The sequence below is a fragment of the Caulobacter sp. 73W genome, assembly GCF_041021955.1.
In the GTDB taxonomy this organism is placed as follows: Bacteria; Pseudomonadota; Alphaproteobacteria; order Caulobacterales; family Caulobacteraceae; genus Caulobacter.
In genome coordinates, this window is record NZ_CP158375.1 from 1,269,453 (window position 1) to 1,288,590 (window position 19,138).

Below are 19,138 nucleotides of genomic sequence, written 5' to 3' on the forward strand. Positions count from 1 at the left end.
CCCCTTCCTTCCTGTTTTCAGCGTTCCCGAGGACCTCTCATGGCCACCCTTCTTCTGCTTCCCGGCGACGGCATCGGCCCCGAGGTCTGCGCGCAGGTGCGCCGCGTGGCGGAGAAGCTGACCCCCGACCTGACCGTCGAGGAGAAGATCTATGGCGGCGTCAGCTATGACGCCCACGGCACGCCGCTGACCGACGACACCCTGAACGCCGCCCTGGCCGCCGACGCGGTGCTGATGGGCGCGGTGGGCGGGCCGCAATGGGCCGACGCCCCGCGCGACAAGCGCCCGGAAGCGGGCCTGCTGGCCTTGCGCAAGGCGATGAACGTCTACGCCAACCTGCGCCCGGCCTATTGCTTCGAGGCGCTGGCCGACGCGTCCAGCCTGAAGTCTGAGCTGGTCTCGGGCCTGGACCTGATCTTCGTGCGCGAATTGGTGGGCGGCGTCTATTTCGGCCAGCCCCGAGGCATCGAGGACCTGGGCGACGGCCAGAAGCGCGGCTTCGACACCCAGACCTACACCACCGCCGAGATCGAGCGCGCCGGGCGCGTCGCCTTCGAGCTGGCGCGCGGCCGCCGCAACAAGGTCCACTCGGCCGAGAAGTCGAACGTGATGGAGAGCGGCCTGCTGTGGAAGCAGGTCATCACCGACCTGCACAAGCGCGAATACGCCGACGTCGAGCTGGAGCACATCCTGGCCGACAACTGCGCCATGCAGCTGGTCCGCGCGCCCAAGCAGTTCGACGTGATCGTCACCGACAACCTGTTCGGCGACATCCTGTCGGACGCCGCCGCCATGCTGACCGGCTCGCTAGGCATGCTGCCGTCGGCGGCGCTGGGCGATCCGGACAAGCCGGGCCTGTACGAGCCGATCCACGGCTCGGCCCCGGATATCGCGGGCAAGGGTCTGGCCAATCCGCTGGCGGCGATCCTGTCCTTCGAGATGGCCCTGCGCTGGTCCCTGAACCGCACGGCGGAGGCCGACCGTCTGACGGCGGCGGTCAACGCCGCCCTGAACGGCGGTGCCCGCACCCGCGACCTGGGCGGCGCCCTGACCACCGCCCAGATGGGCGACGCGGTTCTGGCCGCGCTGTAAAACGACATCAGCCCGCCGTCACCCGTTCCGGATGGCGGCGGCCCGACTGATTAGTCCTGCGTCTCGCCCGACAGCGGCGTGGCGCGCATGGACGGGCGCTCTACAAACCCTTCGAACCAGGCGCTGAGGCGCGGCCGTCCTGGCCTGAAGTCGGGCAGGTCGCGGAAGATCAGCCAGTCGAGGGTCGTGGCGAGCGCGATGTGGCCCACATGCACGCCGGCGTCGGCGTCCAGGGTCTGCTCCAGCCAGTCATAGGTCTCGATCAGCTTTTGGGCGTTGCCCTCCGCCAGCGGCGGATAACGCAGCGCCTCCGGGCGGCGGACAGTCTCCCAGCGCAGGGCGATCCCGGCGTCGGCCATGCCCTGGGCGGCAGCCTGCTGGCGCAGGGCGTTCCAGCGGCCCTCACCGGTCTGAGGAATGAGGCTCCGCCCCTGATGCAGGCCGTCCAGATACTCGCAGATCACGCTGGAATCGAAGATCGGCTCCAGGTCCGGGCGCAGCAGCACCGGCACCTTGCCGAGCGGGTTGCGGGGGAAGACCTCGGCGTTGCGGCGGGTGGGGCTGGTCTCGTGATGCTCGACCGTGATGCGGTCGGCCAGGCCGGCCTCGTGCGCGAAGACCAGGACCTTGCGGGCGTAGGGGGAGTGGGTTTGGTAGAGCAGCTTCATCAACAACAGCCTTTGGTCTGCGCGGCGGGCGACGGCCGCGGCGGCGCCGGAAGAGGTAGGGGACGAGCCACGCGGTTTTGCGGCGTTGTGGGTCGCGTCAGCAGGTTTTTTTGGCAAGGTTTGCGGTCTAGGACGGCGGCATGGAGCTAGATCGTTTCGACCGCCAGTTGCTGAACCTGATCCAGGAGGACGCGGGGCAGACCGCCGACCAGCTGGCCGGGCGCGTGGCGCTGTCCAGCTCGGCGATCCAGCGTCGCCTGCGGCGGCTGCGGGCCGAGGGGGTGATCGTCCGCGAGACGGCCATCCTCGATCCCAAGGCGGTGGGGCGGCCGACCTTCTTCGTCGTCAACCTGCAGGTCGAACGCGAGCGGCCGGAGCTGCTGACCCAGCTTCGCCAATGGCTGAGCGCCGAGGAGCATATCCAGCAGGTCTTCTACGTGACAGGCGAGGCCGACTTCATCCTTGTGGTCAGCGCGCCCGACACCGAGACCTATGACGCGCTGATGGTCCGGCTGATGAGCGAAAACGCCAACGTCAAACGCTTCACCACCAGCGTGGCCCTGAGCGTGGTCAAGCGGGGGCTGACCATTCCGGTGCCCCTGCACCCGACGCCCTAATCAAGGGCGTTCGCGGGCGCGAAGGCTGACCGAGGCGCCGTTTTTCGGCGTGAAGCCTCCGTGGTTCGCCGTCGTTCGACGGAGGCGGCCGTCATGCTTGCGGCATGAACACGCACACCCACGACTTCACCTCCAGCCTCGCGGCCGAGATCGCGGCGGTCTGGGGCGACCTTCAACCCACGCCGCTAGTCCTGCTCGACCCGCTGGCGGAGCGCGCCGGGGTCGGCGTGGTCCTCGCCAAGCTGGAGGGCGAGCGGCCGCTGGGCAGCTTCAAGTCGCTGGGCGGCATGCTGGCCGGCCTTCGCGCCCTGGCGCGCTGCCTGGACCTGCCCGACGTGCAGGCCCTGCTGGCGACGGCCGGAGCAGCGGCGGCGCAGCGGCTGGTCTGCGCCAGCGACGGCAATCACGGACTGTCGGTGGCCGCCGCCGCCCGGCGTGTCGGGGCCTCGGCCACGATCTATCTGCCGGCCTCAGTCGATCCTGTCCGGGCGGAGCGCATCACCGCCATGGGCGGACAGGTCGTCCTGGTCGAGGGGACCTATGACGATGCGGTGGCGCAGGCGGAGCACGCGGCGGCGCGGGGCGAAGGGCTGCTGATCTCCGACACCGCCAGCGATCCGGACAGCCGGGTGGTGCGCGACGTGATGGACGGCTACGGCCTGATCACCGAGGAATTGAATGCGCAGATGGCCGGCGCGCGGCCCACCCACGTCTTCGTCCAGGCGGGGGTCGGCGGACTGGCCGCCGCCCTGGCTAGCGGCTTGCTGGGCGACGGCCGCCTGATCGTGGTCGAGCCCGCCTCCGCCGCCTGTGTCGGCCTGGCCCTGCGTGAGGGACGGCCCATGCCGGTCGAAGGCGGGCTGGAGACGGCGGCGGAGATGCTCTCCTGCGGCCTGGCCTCCGCCCCAGCCCTGCGGCGGCTGCTGGACCACGGGGCGACGGGCGTCGCCGTGGATGAGGCGCAACTGGCGTTGGGCGTTCGGATGTTGCGGGCGGCAGGCGGCCCGGCCGCCACCGCGTCAGGCGCCGCCGGGATCGCCGGCCTGCTGAAGGCCGCCGACGATCCACGGCTTCGCGCCGAACATGGGCTTAGCGGAGACAGCGTGGTGCTGGTGGTGGTCACCGAAGGCGCGCTGACGACGGAGGCCGGCCGATGATCCGCCTTCGCGACACGCTCACCTTCACCGGGCTGCTGGCCCTGCTGATGCTGCTCATTCTCGGCTCGCGGGCGCCATCGCCAGTGAGCTGCGACGAGCAACGCTGGAGCGAGGGATGGATGGCCGCTCCATCCCGATGACGCCCTAACGTTCGCTGTCGAGGTGGGCCATCAGGGCGGGCGCATAGCGCTCGCCGGCCGCCGCGCCCTTCGGCGCCGCGCGTTCCAGGGCGGCCAGGTCCTCGGCCGTCAGAACGACGTCGAGCGCGCCCAGGGCTTCGGACAGGCGATCCCGGCGGCGGGCGCCGATCAGAGGGATGATGTCGTTCCCCTGGGCCGCCACCCAGGCGATGGCGATCTGGGCGACGCTGACGCCCTTGGCGTCGGCCACCGCGCGGATGGCGTCGACCAGGGCCAGGTTGTGGTCGAGGTTCTCGCCCTGGAAGCGGGGCGCCAGGGCGCGGAAGTCGCGGCCCATGTCGCGGTCCTTGGACCAGTGGCCGCTGATCAGGCCCCGCGACAGCACGCCATAGGCGGTCATGTCGATACCCAGTTCGCGCAGGGTCGGCAGGATCCGGTCCTCCAGCCCGCGCGAGATCAGCGAATACTCGATCTGCAGGTCGGTGATCGGGTGGACGGCGGCGGCGCGGCGGATGGTTTCGGCGCCGACCTCGGACAGGCCGATGTGGCGGATGTAGCCGGCCTGGACCATCTCGCTGAGCGCGCCGATGGAGTCCTCGATCGGCACGTCCGGATCGAGGCGCGAGGGGCGATAGACATCGATGTAGTCCACCTGCAGGCGCTTGAGGCTGTAGGCGAGGAAGTTCTTCAGGGCGGCGGGGCGGGAGTCGTAGCCGGCGAAACCGCCAGCCGGATCGCGCAGGGCGCCGGTCTTGACGCTGAGCACGTAGCGGTCGCGGGCGACGCCCTTCAGCGCCTCGGCGATCAGCATCTCGTTGTGGCCCATGCCGTAGAAGTCGCCGGTGTCGATCAGGTTGATCCCGGCGTCGAGGGCGGCGTGGATGGTGGCGATGCTCTCGGCCCGGTCGGTCGGACCGTACATGTCGGACATGCCCATGGCCCCGAGGCCGAAGGCGGAAACTTGCGGGCCGGTGCGGCCGAGGGTGCGGGTCTGCATGGGGAGGCTCCTTGGTGGATGAGCCGACTATGCGCCGCGACCTTTCGTGCGATAATCCGGGTCAGTTTGCACAACCCGTTCGAAATTTCGCACAATGAATGATGTTGATCTCGCCGATCTCGACGCCTTCGCGGCGGTGGCCCGGGCTCGCAGCTTCCGGGGTGCAGCGACCCTGCGCGGGGTGTCCGCCTCCAGCCTGAGCGAGGCGGTGCGGCGGCTGGAGGCGCGACTGGACGTGCGCCTGCTGAACCGCACCACCCGCAGCGTGACGCCGACCGAGGCGGGAGAGCGGCTGCTGACCCGGCTGCGCCCGGCCCTGGGCGAGGTGGCCGGGGCGCTGGAGGAGCTGGGCGCCCTGCGCGCGGAGGGGCCGTCGGGGACCTTGCGGCTGAACGCGCCGACGGTGGTGGCGCGCTTCATCCTGCCGCCCATCGCCTTGCGCTTCATGGCCGCCTATCCCGGCGTGCGGCTGGAGATCATCGGCCAGGACGAGTTCATCGACGTGCTGGCCGCCGGCTATGACGCGGGCATCCGCTATGACGAGCGGCTGGAGAAGGACATGATCGCTCTGCCCATCGGGCCGCGCGAACAGAGGTTCGCCGTCGTCGCGTCTCCCGCCTATCTGGCCGCCCACGGGACGCCGCGCCATCCGCGCGAGCTGCTGGACCACGCCTGCATCCGCCACCGGTTCCTGAGCGGGCTGTCGCCGGCCTGGGAGTTCTCCAACGGCAAGGAGATGTTCCGCGTCGCGCCGCAGGGGCCGCTGGTCACCAACAGTCCGGAGATGCACCTGGCCGCCGTCGAGGCAGGCCTGGGGCTGTCCTATCTGTTCGCCGAGATGGTCGCGCCGCGGATCGCCTCGGGCGCCCTGGTGGAGATCCTGCCGGAGTGGTCGGAGCGGTTCACCGGGCCGCGCCTGTACTACCAGTCGCGCCGGCACATGCCGCCGGCCCTGCGGGCGTTCATCGACTTCCTCCGCGCCGAGCGGTGAGCTTTTCGAATCCGGCGATCAGGGTTAAGAACAGAGCATGAACTTCGCCATCCCCTTCGCCGCCGCCGTCGTGCTCGCCCTCGCCTTCCTCGCCTGGGCGCTGATGGAGCGGATGCGGGCCGGGCGCGCCGACGACCGCGCCTTCGCCTATCAGGAGCGCGTGGCCGAGGCGGAAGCCCGCGCCCGGCTGCTGGAGGATCAGGCGGCGACGCAGGGCGAGCTGCTGCGCGCCCAGGCCGCCCAGAGCGCCAGCGTTGTGGCCGAGGAGCTGCTGAAGCGCAGCGACGAGACCTTCCGCAATCGCGAGCTTCTGGCCCAGCAACGGCTCGAGGCCCAGCTGAAGCCGGTGGCCGAAACGCTGGCCAAGTTCGAGGCCCAGGTTCAGGCCTCCGAAAAGGCGCGGGCCGAGGAGACGGGCGGCCTTCGGGTGCAGCTCAGCGCGCTGATGGAAGCCTCGCGCGCCACCCAGGCCGAGGCGCAGAAGCTGTCCGCCGCTCTTCGCCGCGGGGCGGGCGTCCAGGGCCGATGGGGCGAGCAGATGCTGCGCAACGTGCTGGAGATGGCTGGGCTGAAGCACGGCTTCGACTTTACGGAGCAGGCGCAACTGGACTCCGGCCGCCTGCGCCCGGACGTCGTCGTCCGCATGCCGCGCAACGCCGCCTTCGTCATCGACGCCAAGTGCTCGCTGACCGCCTATCTGGAAGGCCAGGACGCGGTGGACGACGCCGGCCGCGAAGCCGCCTTCATCCGCCACGCCCAGAGCGTCCGCACCCACATCCAGCAGCTTTCCGCCAAAGCCTATTGGGACGCCATGGACGTCTCGCCCGACTTCGTCGCCATGTTCGTGCCGGGGGACGGAATCCTGGCCACGGCCCTGGAACGGGCGCCGGACCTGATGACCGAGGCGATGGACAAGCGGGTCATCCTGGTGACGCCCTCGACCCTCTTCGCGCTCTGCAAGGCGGTGGCTTACGGCTGGCGGGTCGAGGAGCAGGCCAAGAACGCGGTCGAAGTCGCCGCGGCCGGCCGCGAACTCTACAAGCGCATCGCCGACATGGGGTCGCATGTGGCTGGCGTGGGCCAGTCGCTGTCGCGGGCCGTGGACAAGTACAACTCGCTGGTCGGATCACTGGAGAGCCGGGTGCTGCCCAAGGCGCGCGAGTTCGAGAAGCTGAAGGTCGATGGCGGCGGCAAGCAGATCGAGGCCTTGGCGCCCGTGGAACTGGGCGTTCGCCCCGTCACCAAGCTGGACTCCCCTGCGGCGGAATAGTCCGGAAAACCCCGGAAATCTTGACCTTCGGCCATATCGCGCCTACCTCCCGCCCATGGCTATCCGACGCATCCTTACCGTGGACAACGCCGCCGACACGGCGGTTCTCAAGCAGGTCTCCACCCCCGTCGAGGGCGTGGACGATGAACTGCGCGCCCTGATGGATGACATGCTGGAGACCATGTACGACGCCCCGGGCATCGGCTTGGCCGCCGTGCAGATCGGCGTGCCCAAGCGCGTCATCGTCATGGACCTGGGCTCGGGCGAGGAGAAGGCTCCGCGTTACTACGTGAACCCGGAGATCCTAACCAAGTCGGAAGAGACCCTTCCCTACGAGGAAGGCTGCCTGTCGATCCCGGAATATTTCGACGAGGTCGAACGCCCGGCGAAGGTCACGCTGCGCTACCTGAACTATCAGGGCGAGCAGGTCGAGGAAGAGGCCGAGGGCTTGTTCGCGGTCTGCATCCAACACGAGATGGACCACCTGGAAGGCGTGCTGTTCATCGATCACCTGTCGCGCCTGCGCCGCGACCGGGCCATCACCAAGGTCAAGAAGGTGATGCGCGCCGCCTGAGGCCGCGCGCACCCCAAGCCATAATGAACCTTTACGCCCTCGCCGTTCCGACCTTCAGCCAGATGCTGCGCGCCCTGGCCGGACAACTCGACAAGGGCGCAAGCTTCGGCGGCGACGCCTTGGCCGGCGCGCGACTGGCGCCGGACATGTTCCCGCTGTCTGATCAGGTTCGCTACGCCTGCTATCAGGCCGCCGACGCGGTCGCGCGCCTAAGCGGCCCGACGCCGGCCCCGCGGGTCGAGATCGAACCGACCTTCGACGCCCTGAAGGCCCGGGTCGCGGAAACCCTCGCCCTGCTGGCGGCGACGCCGGAGCAGGCCTTCGACGGCGCGGACGACCGCGCCATCGAACTGGTCCTGCCCAATGGCATGATCCTGGACATTACCGGTGAGCAGTACCTGCGCGACTGGGCCCTGCCGCAGTTCTATTTCCACCTGAACTCCGCATACGCCGTCATGCGGCAGGCGGGCGTCACCCTGGGCAAGGCGGACTATGTCCCGCACGCCCTGGCCTATGTGCGGCCAGGAACGCTGCCGGACGCCTGAGCCCTAGCGGGGCTTGGTCTCTTCGCGACCATCCGTGGCGCGCTGAAGATCGCGCGCGCCCTCGTTGGTCTCACGCTTGATGTCGGAGCCCAGCTCCTTGCCTTCGCGCTTGGCGTCGGCGGCGGCGTTCTCAAGGGCGTCGCCGGCCTCGGAAGCCGTTTCCCTCAAGGCCTGACCGCTGTCCTTGGCGGCTTCGCGGATCGCATTGCCCGCATCCTTGACGTCGGTGTCGTTCTTGATGTCGCTGGCGGCTTCCCGGACTTCCGAGGCCGCGCTGTCGGCGCCTTCCTTGATCTCGGAGCGTTGCTCCTGCGAGCAGGCGGCGACGGACAGGGCGGCGATCGCCGTGGCGGCGAGAAGGATGGAACGCATGGCTAAGCTCTCCTCTGTTGCGGCATCAAACGTAGGCATGGCGAGGACGGTTCCGGACCGCTAAACCACGCCCATGCGTCTTGCTTTCCTCGGCACCCCCGAATTCGCGGTCCAGAGCCTGGCCGAACTGGTCTCGGCCGGCCATGAGATCGTCTGCGTCTATTCCCAGCCGCCGCGTCCGCGCGGCCGGGGCCAGGCGCTGAAACCCTCGCCCGTCCATGCCTTCGCCGAAACCCTGGGCCTGGAGGTTCGCACCCCCGCCAGCATGAAGACCCCGGAGGAGATCGAGGCGTTCCAGGCCCTGGACCTCGACGCCGCCGTGGTGGTCGCCTACGGCCAGATCCTGCTGCGCGAGGTGCTGGAGGCGCCGCGCCTGGGCTGCTTCAACGTCCACGCCTCCCTGCTGCCGCGATGGCGCGGGGCCGCCCCGATCCAGCGGGCGATCATGGCCGGGGATGCGCTCACCGGCGTGCAGGTCATGCGCATGAGCGAAGGCCTGGACGAGGGGCCGGTGCTGCTGTCGGAGACGGTGCGCATCGACGCCCTGGACACCGCCGCCACCCTGTCCGAACGCCTGGCCCAGGTCGGCGCCTCGCTGCTGCCCCGCGCCCTGGCCGCCATCGAGCGCGGCGGCGCGGCCGGCACGCCGCAGGGCGAAGAGGGCGTCACCTACGCCAAGAAGATCAAGTCGGATGAGGCGCGCATCGACTGGACGCGCCCGGCCGCCGAGATCGACCGTCATATCCGGGGCCTGTCCCCCTTCCCCGGCGCCTGGTTCGAAGGACCGGGCGGCGTGCGGGTGAAGGCCCTGCTGTCGCGGCTGGAGGATGGCGAGGGCGCGCCGGGCGTGACCCTGGACGACCGCCTGCTGATCGCCTGCGGCGAGGGCGCGGTGCGCCTGCTGACCGTCCAGCGCGAGGGCAAGGGCGCCCAGAACGCCGACGTCTTCCTCAACGGCTATCCGGTGCCGGCCGGCGCGCAGGTCGGCTGATGCCCCGCTACCGCCTTCTCGTCGAGTATGACGGCCGCCCCTATCGCGGCCTGCAGGCCCAGGGCGACCTGCCGTCGGTGCAGGGCTCCATCGAGCGGGCGGTGAAGGCCTTCTGCGGCGAGGACGTGCGCCTGCAGGCCGCCGGCCGCACCGACACCGGCGTCCACGCCACCGGCCAGGTGGTCCATATCGACCTGGAGAAGGATTGGAAGCCGGAGGTCGTCCGCGACGCCCTAAACGCCCACCTGGTTCCCGAGCCGGTGGCCATCGTCGAGGCGGAGCTGGCGATCGGCGACTGGCACGCCCGCTTCTCGGCGACCGAGCGGCGCTATCAGTACCGCATCCTCAACCGCAAGGCGCCGCCGGCCCTGGACCAGGGGCGCGTGTGGCTGGTGAAGAAGCCCATCGACGCGGCGGCCATGCACGCCGCCGGCCAGGCGCTGGTCGGGCATCACGACTTCACCACCTTCCGCGACATGCAGTGCCAGGCCAAGTCGCCGATGAAGACCCTGGACCTGGTGAAGGTCTATCGCGAGGGCGAGGTGGTTCTGGCCGAGTTCGCCTCCCGCTCGTTCCTGCATCGCCAGGTGCGGTCGATGGTCGGCACCCTGGTCGAGGTCGGCGTCGGCCGCTGGACCGCCGAGGACCTGAAGGCCGCCCTCGAAGCCAAGGACCGCCGCGCCTGCGGCCCCGTGGCCCCGGCGGACGGGCTGTACTTCACAGGCGTGGGTTACGAATCGAACGCCGTGAAATAACGCGCGATCAGGCGCTCGTAGACTTTCGTCAGGGCCTCGATCTCGCTGACCGGGGCGCGTTCGTCGATCTGGTGCATGGTCGTGCCGACCAGGCCCATCTCCACCACCGGGCACAGGCTGCGGATGAAGCGGGCGTCGGAGGTGCCGCCGCTGGTGGAGCGTTCCGGCGCGTGGCCGGTGACATCCTCGAAGGCGCCGGCGGCCACGTCCACGAAGGGGCCGGGTTCGGTCAGGAAGGCCTCGCCGCTGACCATGGGGTCGAGGGTCAACGTCCCCTTGAAGCCCTCGCCCGCCGCGGCGCATTCGGCCTGCAGCCACTCGGTCAGCGACGCGCCGGTGTGGTTGGGGTTGAAGCGGATGTTCAGCCGCGCCTTGGCGGTAGCCGGGATCACGTTCGTCGCCGGATTGCCGACGTCTATGGTGGTGACCTCCAGGTTCGAGGGCTGGAAGTCCTGGTATCCCTCATCCAGCACGCGGGCCTGGAGTTTTGCCAGCAGGTCGACCAGCACAGGGATCGGGTTGGCCGAGCGGTGTGGATAGGCCACGTGGCCCTGAATCCCCTCCACCGTGATCCAGGCGTTGATGCTGCCCCGGCGGCCGACCTTGATCATGTCGCCGAAGACCGTGGCGCTGGTGGGTTCGCCCACCACGCAGTGATCGACGGGCTCGCCCTCGGCGATCAGGGCCTCGACCACCTTCTTGGTGCCGTCGAGGGCCACGCCCTCCTCGTCGCCGGTGATCAGGAAGCTGATGGAGCCGGCGGGCTCGGGGCTGTTGGAGACGGCGGCGACGAAGGCGGCGATGGCGCTCTTCATGTCTACCGCGCCGCGGCCGATCAGCTTGCCGTCGACGATGGGGGCCTCGAAGGGATCCTGGCTCCAGGCGGCGAGATCGCCCGTGGGCACCACGTCGGTGTGGCCGGCGAAGCAGAGGTTCGGCGAGGCGGTCCCGCGACGGGCGTAGAGGTTCTCGATCTCGCCGTACTTCATGCGGCGGCAGGAAAAGCCCAGGGCCTCCAGCTTGCGCTGAAGCACGTCCATGGCGCCCGCGTCGGCGGGGGTGACGGACGGGCGGCGGATGAGTTCCTGCGCGAAGGCGACGGGATCGATGGCGGCGGTCATGGCGCCGGTTTAGGCTCCGCGTCCGTTTGGTGCAAATCAGAGTTCCCCGTGCCCAAGATCGATCTCGCCTCCACGCCCGTCATGGCGGGCACTGGCTATCCGCCGCCCTACCACCTGCAGTGCATCGGCCGGGAGCGCCAGGCGCTGGGCGACGCGGCGGGGCTGAACCAGTTCGGGGTGAACCTGATGCGCCTGCCGCCCGATCAGTGGAGCAGCCAGCGGCACTGGCACATGGCCGAGGACGAGTTCGTGTGGGTGCTGGAGGGCGAGGTGGTGCTGGTCGAGGACGGGACCGAGACCATCCTGCGGGCCGGCGAATGCGCGGGCTTTCCAGCCGGCGCGCCCAACGGCCATCACCTGCAAAACCGGAGCGGCCGGGACGCCCTGCTGCTGGAGGTGGGCGGACGCCGGCCCGAGGCCGACGTCTGCACCTATCCCGATGTGGACATCCATCTGCCGCTGGGCGGCGAGGAATACGAGACGAAGGCCGGGGTCCCCTACGGACCGATCGTCCGCCGGACCGAGCCCTAGTCGCGCAGCAGCTCGTTGATGCCGGTCTTGGAGCGCGTCTGGGCGTCCACCGTCTTGACGATGACGGCGCAATACAGGCCCGGACCACCGTCCTTGCCCGGCAGGGAGCCCGGCACGACGACGCTGTAGGGCGGCACCTTGCCCATGTGGATCTGGCCCGTGGCGCGGTCGACGATCTTGGTCGAGGCCGACAGGAACACGCCCATGGACAGCACCGCGCCCTGGCCGACGATCACGCCTTCGGCCACTTCCGAGCGGGCGCCGATGAAGCAGTCGTCCTCGATGATGGTCGGGTTGGCCTGCAGGGGCTCCAGCACGCCGCCGATGCCGGCGCCGCCGCTGATGTGGACGCGCTTGCCGATCTGGGCGCAGGAGCCGACTGTGGCCCAGGTGTCGACCATGGTGCTGTCATCGACATAGGCGCCGATGTTGACGAAGGACGGCATCAGGACCACGCCCTTGCCGATGAACGAGCCGCGACGGGCGACCGCGCCCGGCACCACGCGGAAACCAGCGGCCTGGAAATCGGCGTCGGTCCAGTCGTCGAACTTCAGCGGCACCTTGTCGAAATAGGGGCTGGGCGAACCCGTGCCCGCGCCGCCGAACAGCGGGGCCGAGGCCATGACGCGGTTGGGGTTCAGGCGGAAGGACAGCAGGACCGCCTTCTTGAGCCACTGATGGGTGACCCACTCGCCGTCGATCTTCTCGGCCACGCGGGCCTCGCCGGCGTCCAGCTGAGCCAGGGCCTGGTCGACCGCCGTGCGCACGCCGCCGCGGGTGTCGGTGTTGAGGGTGTCGCGGACCTCCCAGGCGGCTTCGATTTCGGTTTGAAGCTCATGGTTCATCGGGCGGTCTCCTTGATGCTGGCCCCAGCGAGGAAGCCGGCCAGGTCGGTGGTCTTGTGATGGACGAAATCGGCGGTCGAGGTCGGCGCGTCGTCGCCGACCAGAACGGTGGTCATGCCGATCAGGGCGGCCGGGGCGAGGTTCTTCTCGCTGTCCTCGAAGAAGGCGGCGCCGCGCGGATCGACGCCATGGCGCTTGGTCATGCGGTCGAAGGTCCCCGGCGCGGGCTTGGGGATGTAGTCGGCCGCCTCGATGTGGAAGGTGTCCTCGAACAGGTCGTCCAGCCGCAGGTGCGCCAGGACCCGTTCGGCGTGGGCGGCCGAGCCGTTGGTGAAGATCAGCCGGCGGCCGGGGAGACGCTCCACCGCCGCGCGCAGCAGCGGATCGGGCGCCAGGCGGTCGAGAGCCACGTCATGGACCTCGTTGAGGAAGTCGGTCGGGTCGATGCCGTGGTGGGCCATCAGGCCCGCCAGGGTCGTGCCGTGCTCCATCCAGTAGCGCTTCTGCAGCGCGCGGGCCTCGTCGCGCGGCAGGCCGGTCGCCCGCGCCACGAAGTCGGTCATCCGAACCTCGATCAGACCCATGAACTCGGTCGAGGCCGGGTACAGGGTGTTGTCGAGGTCGAACAGCCAGACGTCGATGTGGGCGAGGTCAGCGGTCATGCGCGGATGAGCGTGCCCGCCCCGTGCTCGCTGAACAGCTCCACCAGCATGGCGTGCGGGCGGCGGCCGTCGAGGATGACGACGGCTTCCACGCCCGATTCCACGGCGGCGATGGCGGTCTCCAGCTTGGGGATCATGCCGCCGGTGGCGACGCCCGAAGCGATCAGGCCGCGCAACTCGGCGACGGTGAGCTCGCGGATGAGCTCCTTGTTCTCGTCCAGCACGCCGGCCACGTCGGTCAGCAGCAGCATGCGCTTGGCGCGCAGGGCGCCGGCCAGGGCGCCGGCCACGGTGTCGGCGTTGATGTTGTAGGTCTCGCCCTGCTCGGACACGCCGATCGGCGCGACGACGGGGATGTAGTCCTGCTCGGAGGTGATCAGGGCCTCGATCAGCTGGGGATCGACGCGGGTCGGCTCGCCCACGAAGCCGAGATCGACGACCTGCTCGATGTTGCTGTCCGGGTCCTTGCGGGTACGGGCAGCCTTCTCGACGGTGATCAGGCGGGCGTCCTTGCCCGACAGGCCCACGCCCCGCACGTCCGCCTCGCGGCCGGCCAGGGTGATCCAGTTGGCGATCTCCTTGTTGATCGCGCCGGACAGGACCATCTCGGCCACTTCCATGGTGGCTTCGTCGGTGACGCGCAGGCCGTCGATGAAGGTCGACTTCACCCCGGCGCGGTCGAGCATGCGGCTGATCTGCGGGCCGCCGCCGTGGACGACCACGGGGTGCACGCCCAGCAGCTTCAGCAGCACGGCGTCGGCGGCGAAGCGCTTGGCGCTTTCGCTCTCGCCCATGGCGTGGCCGCCGTACTTGATGACCACGGTCTCGCGGTCATAGATCTGGATGTAGGGCAGAGCCTCTGCGAGGGTCTTGGCGCCGGCCCAGTCGGGGGTCACGGAACTGTCGGTCATTTCGGCGCTCTCCGCCCAATCGAAAGGCGCGCTTCGATAGCGGACCTTGCCCCCCCTGTCACGTTCGCCATGGGCCTAGGCGCCGGACGTTTTGGCCCATAGCGTCCTGACCTGGTGTTTTCTAGGGGGACGTCCATGAAGCGTATGATGACGGCGGCTGTGCTCGCGGCGGCTCTGGCGGGTTCGGCCGAGGCCGAAACGGTGGCCGTGACCGCCGACCGGCTGCTGGACGTGGCGACGGGCCGTTACGTGGAAAAGCCCCTGGTGGTGATCACCGACGGACGCGTGACCTCGGTCGGGAACCTGGCCTCCACCACCCTGCCCGCCGCAACCAAGACCATCGACCTGGGCGCGACGACCCTGCTGCCCGGCCTGATCGACATGCACACGCACCTGGAAGGCGCGCCCGAACTGGGCGGCTATACCGGCCTGCAGTACACCGACAGCTTCCACACCTTCACCGCGCCGCGGAATGCGAAGGACACCCTGGAGGCGGGCTTCACCACCGTTCGTTCGCTGGGCACGTCGCCCTATGTGGATGTGGGCCTGAAGCAGGCCATCGACATGGGCTATCTGGTCGGGCCGCGGGTGATCCCGGCGGGCTCCAGCTTCGGCGCCACGGGCGGGCACTGCGACAGCACCTTTTTCCCGCCCTCCATGAAGCAGGCCAGCGAGTTCAACGCCGACAGTCCCGAAGAGGGCCGCAAGGTGGTCCGCACCCTTCGCAAGTACGGGGCCGAGGTGATCAAGATCTGCGCCACGGGCGGGGTCTTCTCGCGCAACACCGAACCGGGCCAGCAACAGCTGTCCCTGGCCGACATGACCGCCATCGTCGACGAGGCGCACATGTGGGGCCTGAAGGTCGCCGCCCACGCCCATGGCGCGGCCGGGATCAAGGACGCCATTCGCGCCGGTGTCGACACCATCGAGCACGTCAGCCTGGTCGACGATGAGGGCATCCGCCTGGCCAAGGCCAAGGGCGCCTGGTTCTCGATGGACATCTACAACACCGAGTACACCCAGGCCGAGGGCGCCAAGAACGGCGTGCTGGAGGACAACCTGCGCAAGGACCGCGAGATCGCCGAGATCCAGCGCAACAACTTCCGCAAGGCGCACGCGGCTGGGGTGAAGATGGTCTACGGGACCGACACCGGCGTCTATCCGCACAAGGACAGCGGCAAGCAGTTCGCGATCATGGTGCGTTATGGAATGACGCCCCTGGAGGCGATCCGCACCGCCACCCTCAACGCCTCGGAGGCGCTGGCTCGCCCTGACGTGGGCCAGATCAAGGACGGCGCCTGGGGCGACATGATCGCGGTCTTGGGCGATCCGCTGAAGGACGTGACGGTGCTGGAAAAGCCCGTGGCGGTGATCAAGGGCGGGGTTGTGGTCAAGGGGCCGAACTGATCCGCGCTTGACCCGGATCAAGGCCTAGACGGGCCCTATCGACTAGACGGACCACCATGAAGACCACAGCCTGCGCCTTGGCCGCCCTCGGCCTGCTCTTCGCCACACCCGCCCTGGCGACCACGGCCGACGCCGTCGCCGCCGAGCGCATGGCCCTGTGCGCCCGCTCGGTCGAGCTGGCGGGCCTGCAGGAGGACATGGAGGACAAGATCACCGCCATCGTCAATCAGGTGGCCGAGCGGATCACCCCCTTCGCCGACAGCGAGGACAGCATCGAGGCCTACAAGACCGCCCTGAAGCTGTCCCTGGACAGCGGCAAGGCGGTGGTGGTCCAGCGGGTGATCGAGACCTGCGCCACCACCTTCACGACCGAAGAGCTGAACGGCATCAACGCCTTCTACGTCTCCCCCGCCGGCAAGGCCTGGCTGGAGAAGGGCCGCAAGATCATGGGCCCGGCCATGGAAAGCGCCATCGCGGAAGTTCAGCCCCAGATCGAGGCCGAGATGCAGGCCCGCTTCTGCGCCGCCATCGGCGGCTGCGCCGCGCCCGAGACGGAACAGCGAATCCCGGGAAAGAAGACCTGATCGAGCCTTACGGCCGGACGCCGCAGACGGTCATGATCTCGGCGCGCAGTTCGGGAATGCCGACGCCCTTTTCGGACGAGGTGGCCAGGACGCGCGGGAAGGCGGCGGGACGCTTGGCGATCGCCTTGAGGGTCTTTTCGGCCACGGCCTCGACCTCGGTCGGCTTCAGCTTGTCGGCCTTGGTCAGGATGATCTGGTAGGAGACCGCCGCCTTGTCGAGGGCGTCCATGGGCTCGTTGTCCACCGACTTCAGGCCATGGCGGCTGTCGATCAGCAGATAGACCCGCTTCAGCGCCGGACGGCCGCGCAGATAGTCGCGGCCGAGGTTCTGGAATTTCTTCACCTCGGTCTTGGCCGCGCGGGCCCAGCCGTAGCCGGGCAGGTCGACCAGGTGAAGCTTCTCGTCGGTGACGAAGAAGTTCAGCTCGCGCGTGCGGCCCGGCTCGTTCGAGGCGCGGGCCAGGTACTTCTGGCCGACGACGGCGTTGATCAGGCTGGACTTGCCCACGTTGGAGCGGCCCGCGAAGGCCACTTCCGGCAGCAGGTCCGGCGGCAGGCCGTCCATGCTGACGGCGCCCATCATGAACACCGAGGGACGGGCGAACAGCAGCCGCCCGGCCTCCAGGTCATCGTCGGTGAAGAGCGGGTCGCTCAAGATCAGGCCGCCTTGGGTTTCTTGCCGGACAGTCGGCCGAGGATCTGGTCGATCGGGTTGTCCACCTTGTAGCGGCGGAAGATCACGTACTGCTGGGCGATCGTGAGCAGGTTCGACCACGTGTAGTAGATGATCAGGCCGACCGCGAACTGCGACAGCATGAAGGTGAAGATGATCGGCATGTAGGCGAAGATCTTGCGCTGGACCGGGTCGGCCGGCGGCGGGTTCATCGCCTGGCTCAGCCACATGGACACGCCATAGGCGATGCCCCAGACGCCCAGGTGCAGCGGGCCGTTCAGCAGGCCGCCGACCAGCGGCACGACCGCCGGGTCATACGGGATGACGCCGAACAGGTTCCAGATCGTCGACGGATCGCGCGAGGACAGGTCCTTGATCCAGCCGAAGAACGGCGCATGGCGCATTTCGATGGTGACGGTCAGCACCTTGAACAGGGCGTAGAAGACCGGGATCTGCACCAGCATCGGCAGGCAGCCCATGAACGGGTTGACCTTCTCGCGCTGGTAGAGGGCCATCATCTCCTGCTGCTGCTTGGCGGGATCGTCCTTGAAGCGAGCCCGCAGATCCTCGACCTGAGGCTGGACCTTCTTCATCTTGGCCAGGAACTCGTAGCTCTTGTCCGCCAGCGGATAGAACAGCAGCTTCACCAGAACGGTCAGGGCAAGGATGGCGAGACCGAAGTTGCCGACTTGCTTGAAGACGAATTCCAGCACCAGGAAGATGGGGCGGGTGAAGAACCAGAAGTTGCCCCAATCGACGGCCATGTCGAAGCGGGGAACGCCCAGCTTGTCTTCGTACTCGCGCAGGACCGGCACGGTCTTGGCGCCGGCGAACAGGCGGCTGGTCTCGGTGATCGAGCCGCCCGGCTGCACGGTGCGGGCCGAGCCGAGCCAGTTGGCGTCATAGATGTCGGAGCCGCCGACCGGGGTCACCCGGAACTGACCCTTGATGGTCTCGGTCTGGGACGGGATCAGAGCCGCCAGCCAGTACTTGTCGTTGATGCCGATCCAGCCGCCCTTGGAGGCGAAGGACTGTTCCGGCTCTTTCTTCCACTTCTTGTACTTGGCTTCGTGCAGGTCGGGCTTGTCCGTGCCCAGCATGGCGATGCCGCCCTCGTGGACGATCTGGTTGGTGCCCAGGTGCTGCGGCACGCCCTGGCGCTGGACCGAGGCGTACGGGGTCAGGCTGACCGGAGCGCCGCCCGCGTTGCGCACGGTGTCGCTCACCGTGAACATGAACTTGTCGTCCACCTCAATGCGGCGGCTGAACTGCAGGCCCTGGCCGTTGTCATAGGTCAGGACCAGCGGACGGCCCGGCGCCAGCTTGTCGCCCTGGGCCACGGTCCACACCGTGTTTGGACCCGGCAGGCCGGGCAGGTTCTGACCGACCCAGCCGAAGTCGGCGAAATAGGCGTGCTCCGCGCCCTCGGGGCGGAACAGCTCGACCGGCGGCGAATTGCGGGTCACCGCCTCGCGATACTGGGTCAGGTAGAGGTCGTCGATGCGGGCGCCCTTCAGGGCCACCGAGCCCTTGAGGGCCGGGGTGTCGATGGCGACGCGCGGGCTGGCCGAGGCGGCCTGGGCGCGGTTCACGCGCTGGGCCGGGGCCGAGGCGTTCGGCCCCAGGGGGCCGGCGTTGGAGCCCTTCTGCGACTGCTCGACTGCCGCGCGCGCGCGCTGCTCCGCCTGGCGCTTCTTGGTCGCCGGCTCCAGCACGAAGAACTGGTAGGCGATGAAGATGACGGCCGCGCACACGACGAAGACGATCGTATTGCGGGAGGAGTTGTTGTTCATGCGGGGCCTTGGAAGCGGGAAGGGAGCCGGTGGCTCATCATATAGGGGCGTCTTGGCCCTTTGCGGGCGCGCGTTCGGCCGCGAGGCTTATCAGCGCGCTTTTCACGTCGTCAAGCAAACGCGGCCAGGACCGCGTCGCCGTGCCGCCTCTGGCGACGAACACATAGTCGCACCCCGGCTTGCCAAGCTCGGGCAGCAGAAGGCGCGCGGCCTCGCGCAGGCGGCGCTTGCAGCGGTTGCGGACCACGGCCCCGCCGACCTTGCGGGTGGCGGTGAAACCGGCGTGGACGACCGGATCCCCGTCGTTGCGGGCCAGCATCTGGACCATCACCGCGCCCCGAGCCAGGTACGGGCCCTTGGCCGCCGCCAGGAACTGGGGCCGCACGGTCATGCGCTGGATGGTCAGGGACTGGTTCATGGGTCCTGAAACGACAATCGCCCC

At 69.0% G+C, this 19,138-nt stretch carries 23 protein-coding genes; 13 read left to right on the plus strand and 10 right to left on the minus strand.

The window, feature by feature from the left end:
• Positions 1 to 39 precede the first annotated feature (39 nt).
• Positions 40 to 1,092: a 3-isopropylmalate dehydrogenase gene (gene leuB, locus ABOZ73_RS06005; protein WP_369061532.1), complete on the plus strand. Its 1,053-nt coding sequence runs from the start codon at positions 40 to 42 to the stop codon at positions 1,090 to 1,092.
• Positions 1,093 to 1,142: 50 nt separating this feature from the next.
• Here the strand turns inward: leuB and ABOZ73_RS06010 are convergent, their stop codons facing one another.
• A complete protein-coding gene (locus ABOZ73_RS06010) occupies positions 1,143 to 1,760 on the minus strand; it encodes a glutathione S-transferase family protein (RefSeq protein WP_369061534.1) in 618 nt (205 codons plus the stop codon).
• Between the two features lie 140 nt (positions 1,761 to 1,900).
• Between ABOZ73_RS06010 and ABOZ73_RS06015 the strand changes: the two genes are divergently transcribed.
• The 3 genes from ABOZ73_RS06015 (at position 1,901) to ABOZ73_RS06025 (ending at position 3,674) form a co-directional block, all read left to right on the plus strand.
• Complete coding sequence (locus ABOZ73_RS06015; RefSeq protein ID WP_369061536.1) at positions 1,901 to 2,377, plus strand: Lrp/AsnC family transcriptional regulator; 477 nt, start codon at positions 1,901 to 1,903, stop codon at positions 2,375 to 2,377.
• A 104-nt stretch (positions 2,378 to 2,481) separates the two neighbouring features.
• Positions 2,482 to 3,534, plus strand: a complete 1,053-nt coding sequence (locus tag ABOZ73_RS06020) for a pyridoxal-phosphate dependent enzyme (RefSeq protein ID WP_369061538.1) — start codon at positions 2,482 to 2,484, stop codon at positions 3,532 to 3,534.
• Positions 3,531 to 3,674, plus strand: a complete 144-nt coding sequence (locus tag ABOZ73_RS06025) for a hypothetical protein (RefSeq protein WP_369061540.1) — start codon at positions 3,531 to 3,533, stop codon at positions 3,672 to 3,674. The genes ABOZ73_RS06020 and ABOZ73_RS06025 overlap by 4 nt, the downstream gene beginning before the upstream one ends.
• 4 nt (positions 3,675 to 3,678) lie before the next feature.
• Here the strand turns inward: ABOZ73_RS06025 and ABOZ73_RS06030 are convergent, their stop codons facing one another.
• A complete protein-coding gene (locus tag ABOZ73_RS06030) occupies positions 3,679 to 4,671 on the minus strand; it encodes an aldo/keto reductase (RefSeq protein WP_369061542.1) in 993 nt (330 codons plus the stop codon).
• 94 nt (positions 4,672 to 4,765) lie between these two features.
• Here ABOZ73_RS06030 and ABOZ73_RS06035 point away from each other — a divergent pair, with 94 nt between their 5' ends.
• From ABOZ73_RS06035 to ABOZ73_RS06050, 4 genes are read left to right on the plus strand one after another with little or no spacing between them, the layout of a single operon-like run.
• The gene (locus ABOZ73_RS06035; RefSeq protein ID WP_369061544.1) at positions 4,766 to 5,662 is read left to right on the plus strand and encodes a LysR family transcriptional regulator; all 897 of its coding nucleotides are present in this window, start codon (positions 4,766 to 4,768) and stop codon (positions 5,660 to 5,662) included.
• Between the two features lie 37 nt (positions 5,663 to 5,699).
• Complete coding sequence (gene rmuC, locus ABOZ73_RS06040; RefSeq protein WP_369061546.1) at positions 5,700 to 6,932, plus strand: DNA recombination protein RmuC; 1,233 nt, start codon at positions 5,700 to 5,702, stop codon at positions 6,930 to 6,932.
• Positions 6,933 to 6,987: 55 nt separating this feature from the next.
• Positions 6,988 to 7,506, plus strand: coding sequence for a peptide deformylase (gene def, locus ABOZ73_RS06045; RefSeq protein WP_369061548.1), 519 nt, complete (start codon positions 6,988 to 6,990; stop codon positions 7,504 to 7,506).
• Between the two features lie 23 nt (positions 7,507 to 7,529).
• Entirely contained in the window at positions 7,530 to 8,051 is a 522-nt protein-coding gene (locus ABOZ73_RS06050) for a DUF1993 family protein (protein WP_369061550.1), read from the plus strand.
• Positions 8,052 to 8,054: 3 nt separating this feature from the next.
• Here the strand turns inward: ABOZ73_RS06050 and ABOZ73_RS06055 are convergent, their stop codons facing one another.
• On the minus strand, positions 8,055 to 8,423 hold the full coding sequence (locus tag ABOZ73_RS06055; protein ID WP_369061552.1) for a cell surface protein: 369 nt from the start codon (positions 8,421 to 8,423) through the stop codon (positions 8,055 to 8,057).
• A gap of 73 nt (positions 8,424 to 8,496) precedes the next feature.
• On the opposite strand from ABOZ73_RS06055, the gene fmt reads away from it, so the two are divergent.
• Positions 8,497 to 9,414 (plus strand): methionyl-tRNA formyltransferase, encoded by a 918-nt coding sequence (gene fmt, locus ABOZ73_RS06060; RefSeq protein WP_369061554.1) that lies wholly within the window; start codon positions 8,497 to 8,499, stop codon positions 9,412 to 9,414.
• Entirely contained in the window at positions 9,414 to 10,169 is a 756-nt protein-coding gene (gene truA, locus ABOZ73_RS06065; protein ID WP_369061556.1) for a tRNA pseudouridine(38-40) synthase TruA, read from the plus strand. The genes fmt and truA overlap by 1 nt, the downstream gene beginning before the upstream one ends.
• Here the strand turns inward: truA and dapE are convergent.
• On the minus strand, positions 10,145 to 11,290 hold the full coding sequence (gene dapE / locus ABOZ73_RS06070) for a succinyl-diaminopimelate desuccinylase (RefSeq protein ID WP_369061558.1): 1,146 nt from the start codon (positions 11,288 to 11,290) through the stop codon (positions 10,145 to 10,147). The genes truA and dapE overlap by 25 nt on opposite strands.
• Positions 11,291 to 11,338: 48 nt before the next feature.
• Here dapE and ABOZ73_RS06075 point away from each other — a divergent pair, with 48 nt between their 5' ends.
• Positions 11,339 to 11,821, plus strand: coding sequence for a cupin domain-containing protein (locus ABOZ73_RS06075; RefSeq protein ID WP_369061559.1), 483 nt, complete (start codon positions 11,339 to 11,341; stop codon positions 11,819 to 11,821).
• Here the strand turns inward: ABOZ73_RS06075 and dapD are convergent.
• The 3 genes from dapD to argB are packed head-to-tail and all read right to left on the minus strand — an operon-like array spanning position 11,818 to position 14,239.
• Entirely contained in the window at positions 11,818 to 12,666 is an 849-nt protein-coding gene (gene dapD, locus ABOZ73_RS06080) for a 2,3,4,5-tetrahydropyridine-2,6-dicarboxylate N-succinyltransferase (protein WP_369061561.1), read from the minus strand. The genes ABOZ73_RS06075 and dapD overlap by 4 nt on opposite strands.
• Positions 12,663 to 13,328, minus strand: a complete 666-nt coding sequence (locus tag ABOZ73_RS06085; RefSeq protein ID WP_369061563.1) for a pyrimidine 5'-nucleotidase — start codon at positions 13,326 to 13,328, stop codon at positions 12,663 to 12,665. Before ABOZ73_RS06085 ends, dapD begins: the two co-directional genes overlap by 4 nt.
• The gene (gene argB / locus ABOZ73_RS06090) at positions 13,325 to 14,239 is read right to left on the minus strand and encodes an acetylglutamate kinase (protein WP_369061565.1); all 915 of its coding nucleotides are present in this window, start codon (positions 14,237 to 14,239) and stop codon (positions 13,325 to 13,327) included. Before argB ends, ABOZ73_RS06085 begins: the two co-directional genes overlap by 4 nt.
• 135 nt (positions 14,240 to 14,374) lie before the next feature.
• On the opposite strand from argB, the gene ABOZ73_RS06095 reads away from it, so the two are divergent.
• Entirely contained in the window at positions 14,375 to 15,646 is a 1,272-nt protein-coding gene (locus ABOZ73_RS06095; RefSeq protein ID WP_369061567.1) for an amidohydrolase family protein, read from the plus strand.
• Positions 15,647 to 15,702: 56 nt separating this feature from the next.
• Positions 15,703 to 16,230, plus strand: coding sequence for a DUF2059 domain-containing protein (locus tag ABOZ73_RS06100; RefSeq protein ID WP_369061569.1), 528 nt, complete (start codon positions 15,703 to 15,705; stop codon positions 16,228 to 16,230).
• Positions 16,231 to 16,237: 7 nt separating this feature from the next.
• Here the strand turns inward: ABOZ73_RS06100 and yihA are convergent, their stop codons facing one another.
• Genes yihA through rnpA form a run of 3 tightly spaced genes read right to left on the minus strand, consistent with a single transcriptional unit; the run spans position 16,238 to position 19,114 of the window.
• Positions 16,238 to 16,885, minus strand: a complete 648-nt coding sequence (gene yihA, locus ABOZ73_RS06105) for a ribosome biogenesis GTP-binding protein YihA/YsxC (RefSeq protein WP_369061570.1) — start codon at positions 16,883 to 16,885, stop codon at positions 16,238 to 16,240.
• Positions 16,886 to 16,887: 2 nt separating this feature from the next.
• Positions 16,888 to 18,696: a membrane protein insertase YidC gene (gene yidC, locus ABOZ73_RS06110; protein WP_369061572.1), complete on the minus strand. Its 1,809-nt coding sequence runs from the start codon at positions 18,694 to 18,696 to the stop codon at positions 16,888 to 16,890.
• Positions 18,697 to 18,733: 37 nt separating this feature from the next.
• Positions 18,734 to 19,114 carry a ribonuclease P protein component gene (rnpA, locus tag ABOZ73_RS06115; protein ID WP_369061573.1) on the minus strand — a complete coding sequence of 127 codons (381 nt, stop codon included), beginning with the start codon at positions 19,112 to 19,114 and terminating at the stop codon, positions 18,734 to 18,736.
• Between the last annotated feature and the right edge of the window lie 24 nt (positions 19,115 to 19,138).

Bases quoted from the DNA above. Each gene is read 5' to 3' on its own strand.
- fmt (WP_369061554.1), top strand. From the start codon at position 8,497: ATGCGTCTTGCTTTCCTCGGCACCCCCGAATTCGCGGTCCAGAGCCTG.
- ABOZ73_RS06025 (WP_369061540.1), top strand. From the start codon at position 3,531: ATGATCCGCCTTCGCGACACGCTCACCTTCACCGGGCTGCTGGCCCTG.
- ABOZ73_RS06015 (WP_369061536.1), top strand. From the start codon at position 1,901: ATGGAGCTAGATCGTTTCGACCGCCAGTTGCTGAACCTGATCCAGGAG.
- ABOZ73_RS06055 (WP_369061552.1), bottom strand. From the start codon at position 8,423: ATGCGTTCCATCCTTCTCGCCGCCACGGCGATCGCCGCCCTGTCCGTC.
- def (WP_369061548.1), top strand. From the start codon at position 6,988: ATGGCTATCCGACGCATCCTTACCGTGGACAACGCCGCCGACACGGCG.
- ABOZ73_RS06085 (WP_369061563.1), bottom strand. From the start codon at position 13,328: ATGACCGCTGACCTCGCCCACATCGACGTCTGGCTGTTCGACCTCGAC.
- ABOZ73_RS06020 (WP_369061538.1), top strand. From the start codon at position 2,482: ATGAACACGCACACCCACGACTTCACCTCCAGCCTCGCGGCCGAGATC.
- dapE (WP_369061558.1), bottom strand. From the start codon at position 11,290: ATGACCGCCGCCATCGATCCCGTCGCCTTCGCGCAGGAACTCATCCGC.
- ABOZ73_RS06035 (WP_369061544.1), top strand. From the start codon at position 4,766: ATGAATGATGTTGATCTCGCCGATCTCGACGCCTTCGCGGCGGTGGCC.
- leuB (WP_369061532.1), top strand. From the start codon at position 40: ATGGCCACCCTTCTTCTGCTTCCCGGCGACGGCATCGGCCCCGAGGTC.
- ABOZ73_RS06095 (WP_369061567.1), top strand. From the start codon at position 14,375: ATGAAGCGTATGATGACGGCGGCTGTGCTCGCGGCGGCTCTGGCGGGT.
- ABOZ73_RS06010 (WP_369061534.1), bottom strand. From the start codon at position 1,760: ATGAAGCTGCTCTACCAAACCCACTCCCCCTACGCCCGCAAGGTCCTG.
- yidC (WP_369061572.1), bottom strand. From the start codon at position 18,696: ATGAACAACAACTCCTCCCGCAATACGATCGTCTTCGTCGTGTGCGCG.
- argB (WP_369061565.1), bottom strand. From the start codon at position 14,239: ATGACCGACAGTTCCGTGACCCCCGACTGGGCCGGCGCCAAGACCCTC.
- ABOZ73_RS06030 (WP_369061542.1), bottom strand. From the start codon at position 4,671: ATGCAGACCCGCACCCTCGGCCGCACCGGCCCGCAAGTTTCCGCCTTC.
- ABOZ73_RS06100 (WP_369061569.1), top strand. From the start codon at position 15,703: ATGAAGACCACAGCCTGCGCCTTGGCCGCCCTCGGCCTGCTCTTCGCC.
- ABOZ73_RS06050 (WP_369061550.1), top strand. From the start codon at position 7,530: ATGAACCTTTACGCCCTCGCCGTTCCGACCTTCAGCCAGATGCTGCGC.
- truA (WP_369061556.1), top strand. From the start codon at position 9,414: ATGCCCCGCTACCGCCTTCTCGTCGAGTATGACGGCCGCCCCTATCGC.
- rnpA (WP_369061573.1), bottom strand. From the start codon at position 19,114: ATGAACCAGTCCCTGACCATCCAGCGCATGACCGTGCGGCCCCAGTTC.
- rmuC (WP_369061546.1), top strand. From the start codon at position 5,700: ATGAACTTCGCCATCCCCTTCGCCGCCGCCGTCGTGCTCGCCCTCGCC.
- dapD (WP_369061561.1), bottom strand. From the start codon at position 12,666: ATGAACCATGAGCTTCAAACCGAAATCGAAGCCGCCTGGGAGGTCCGC.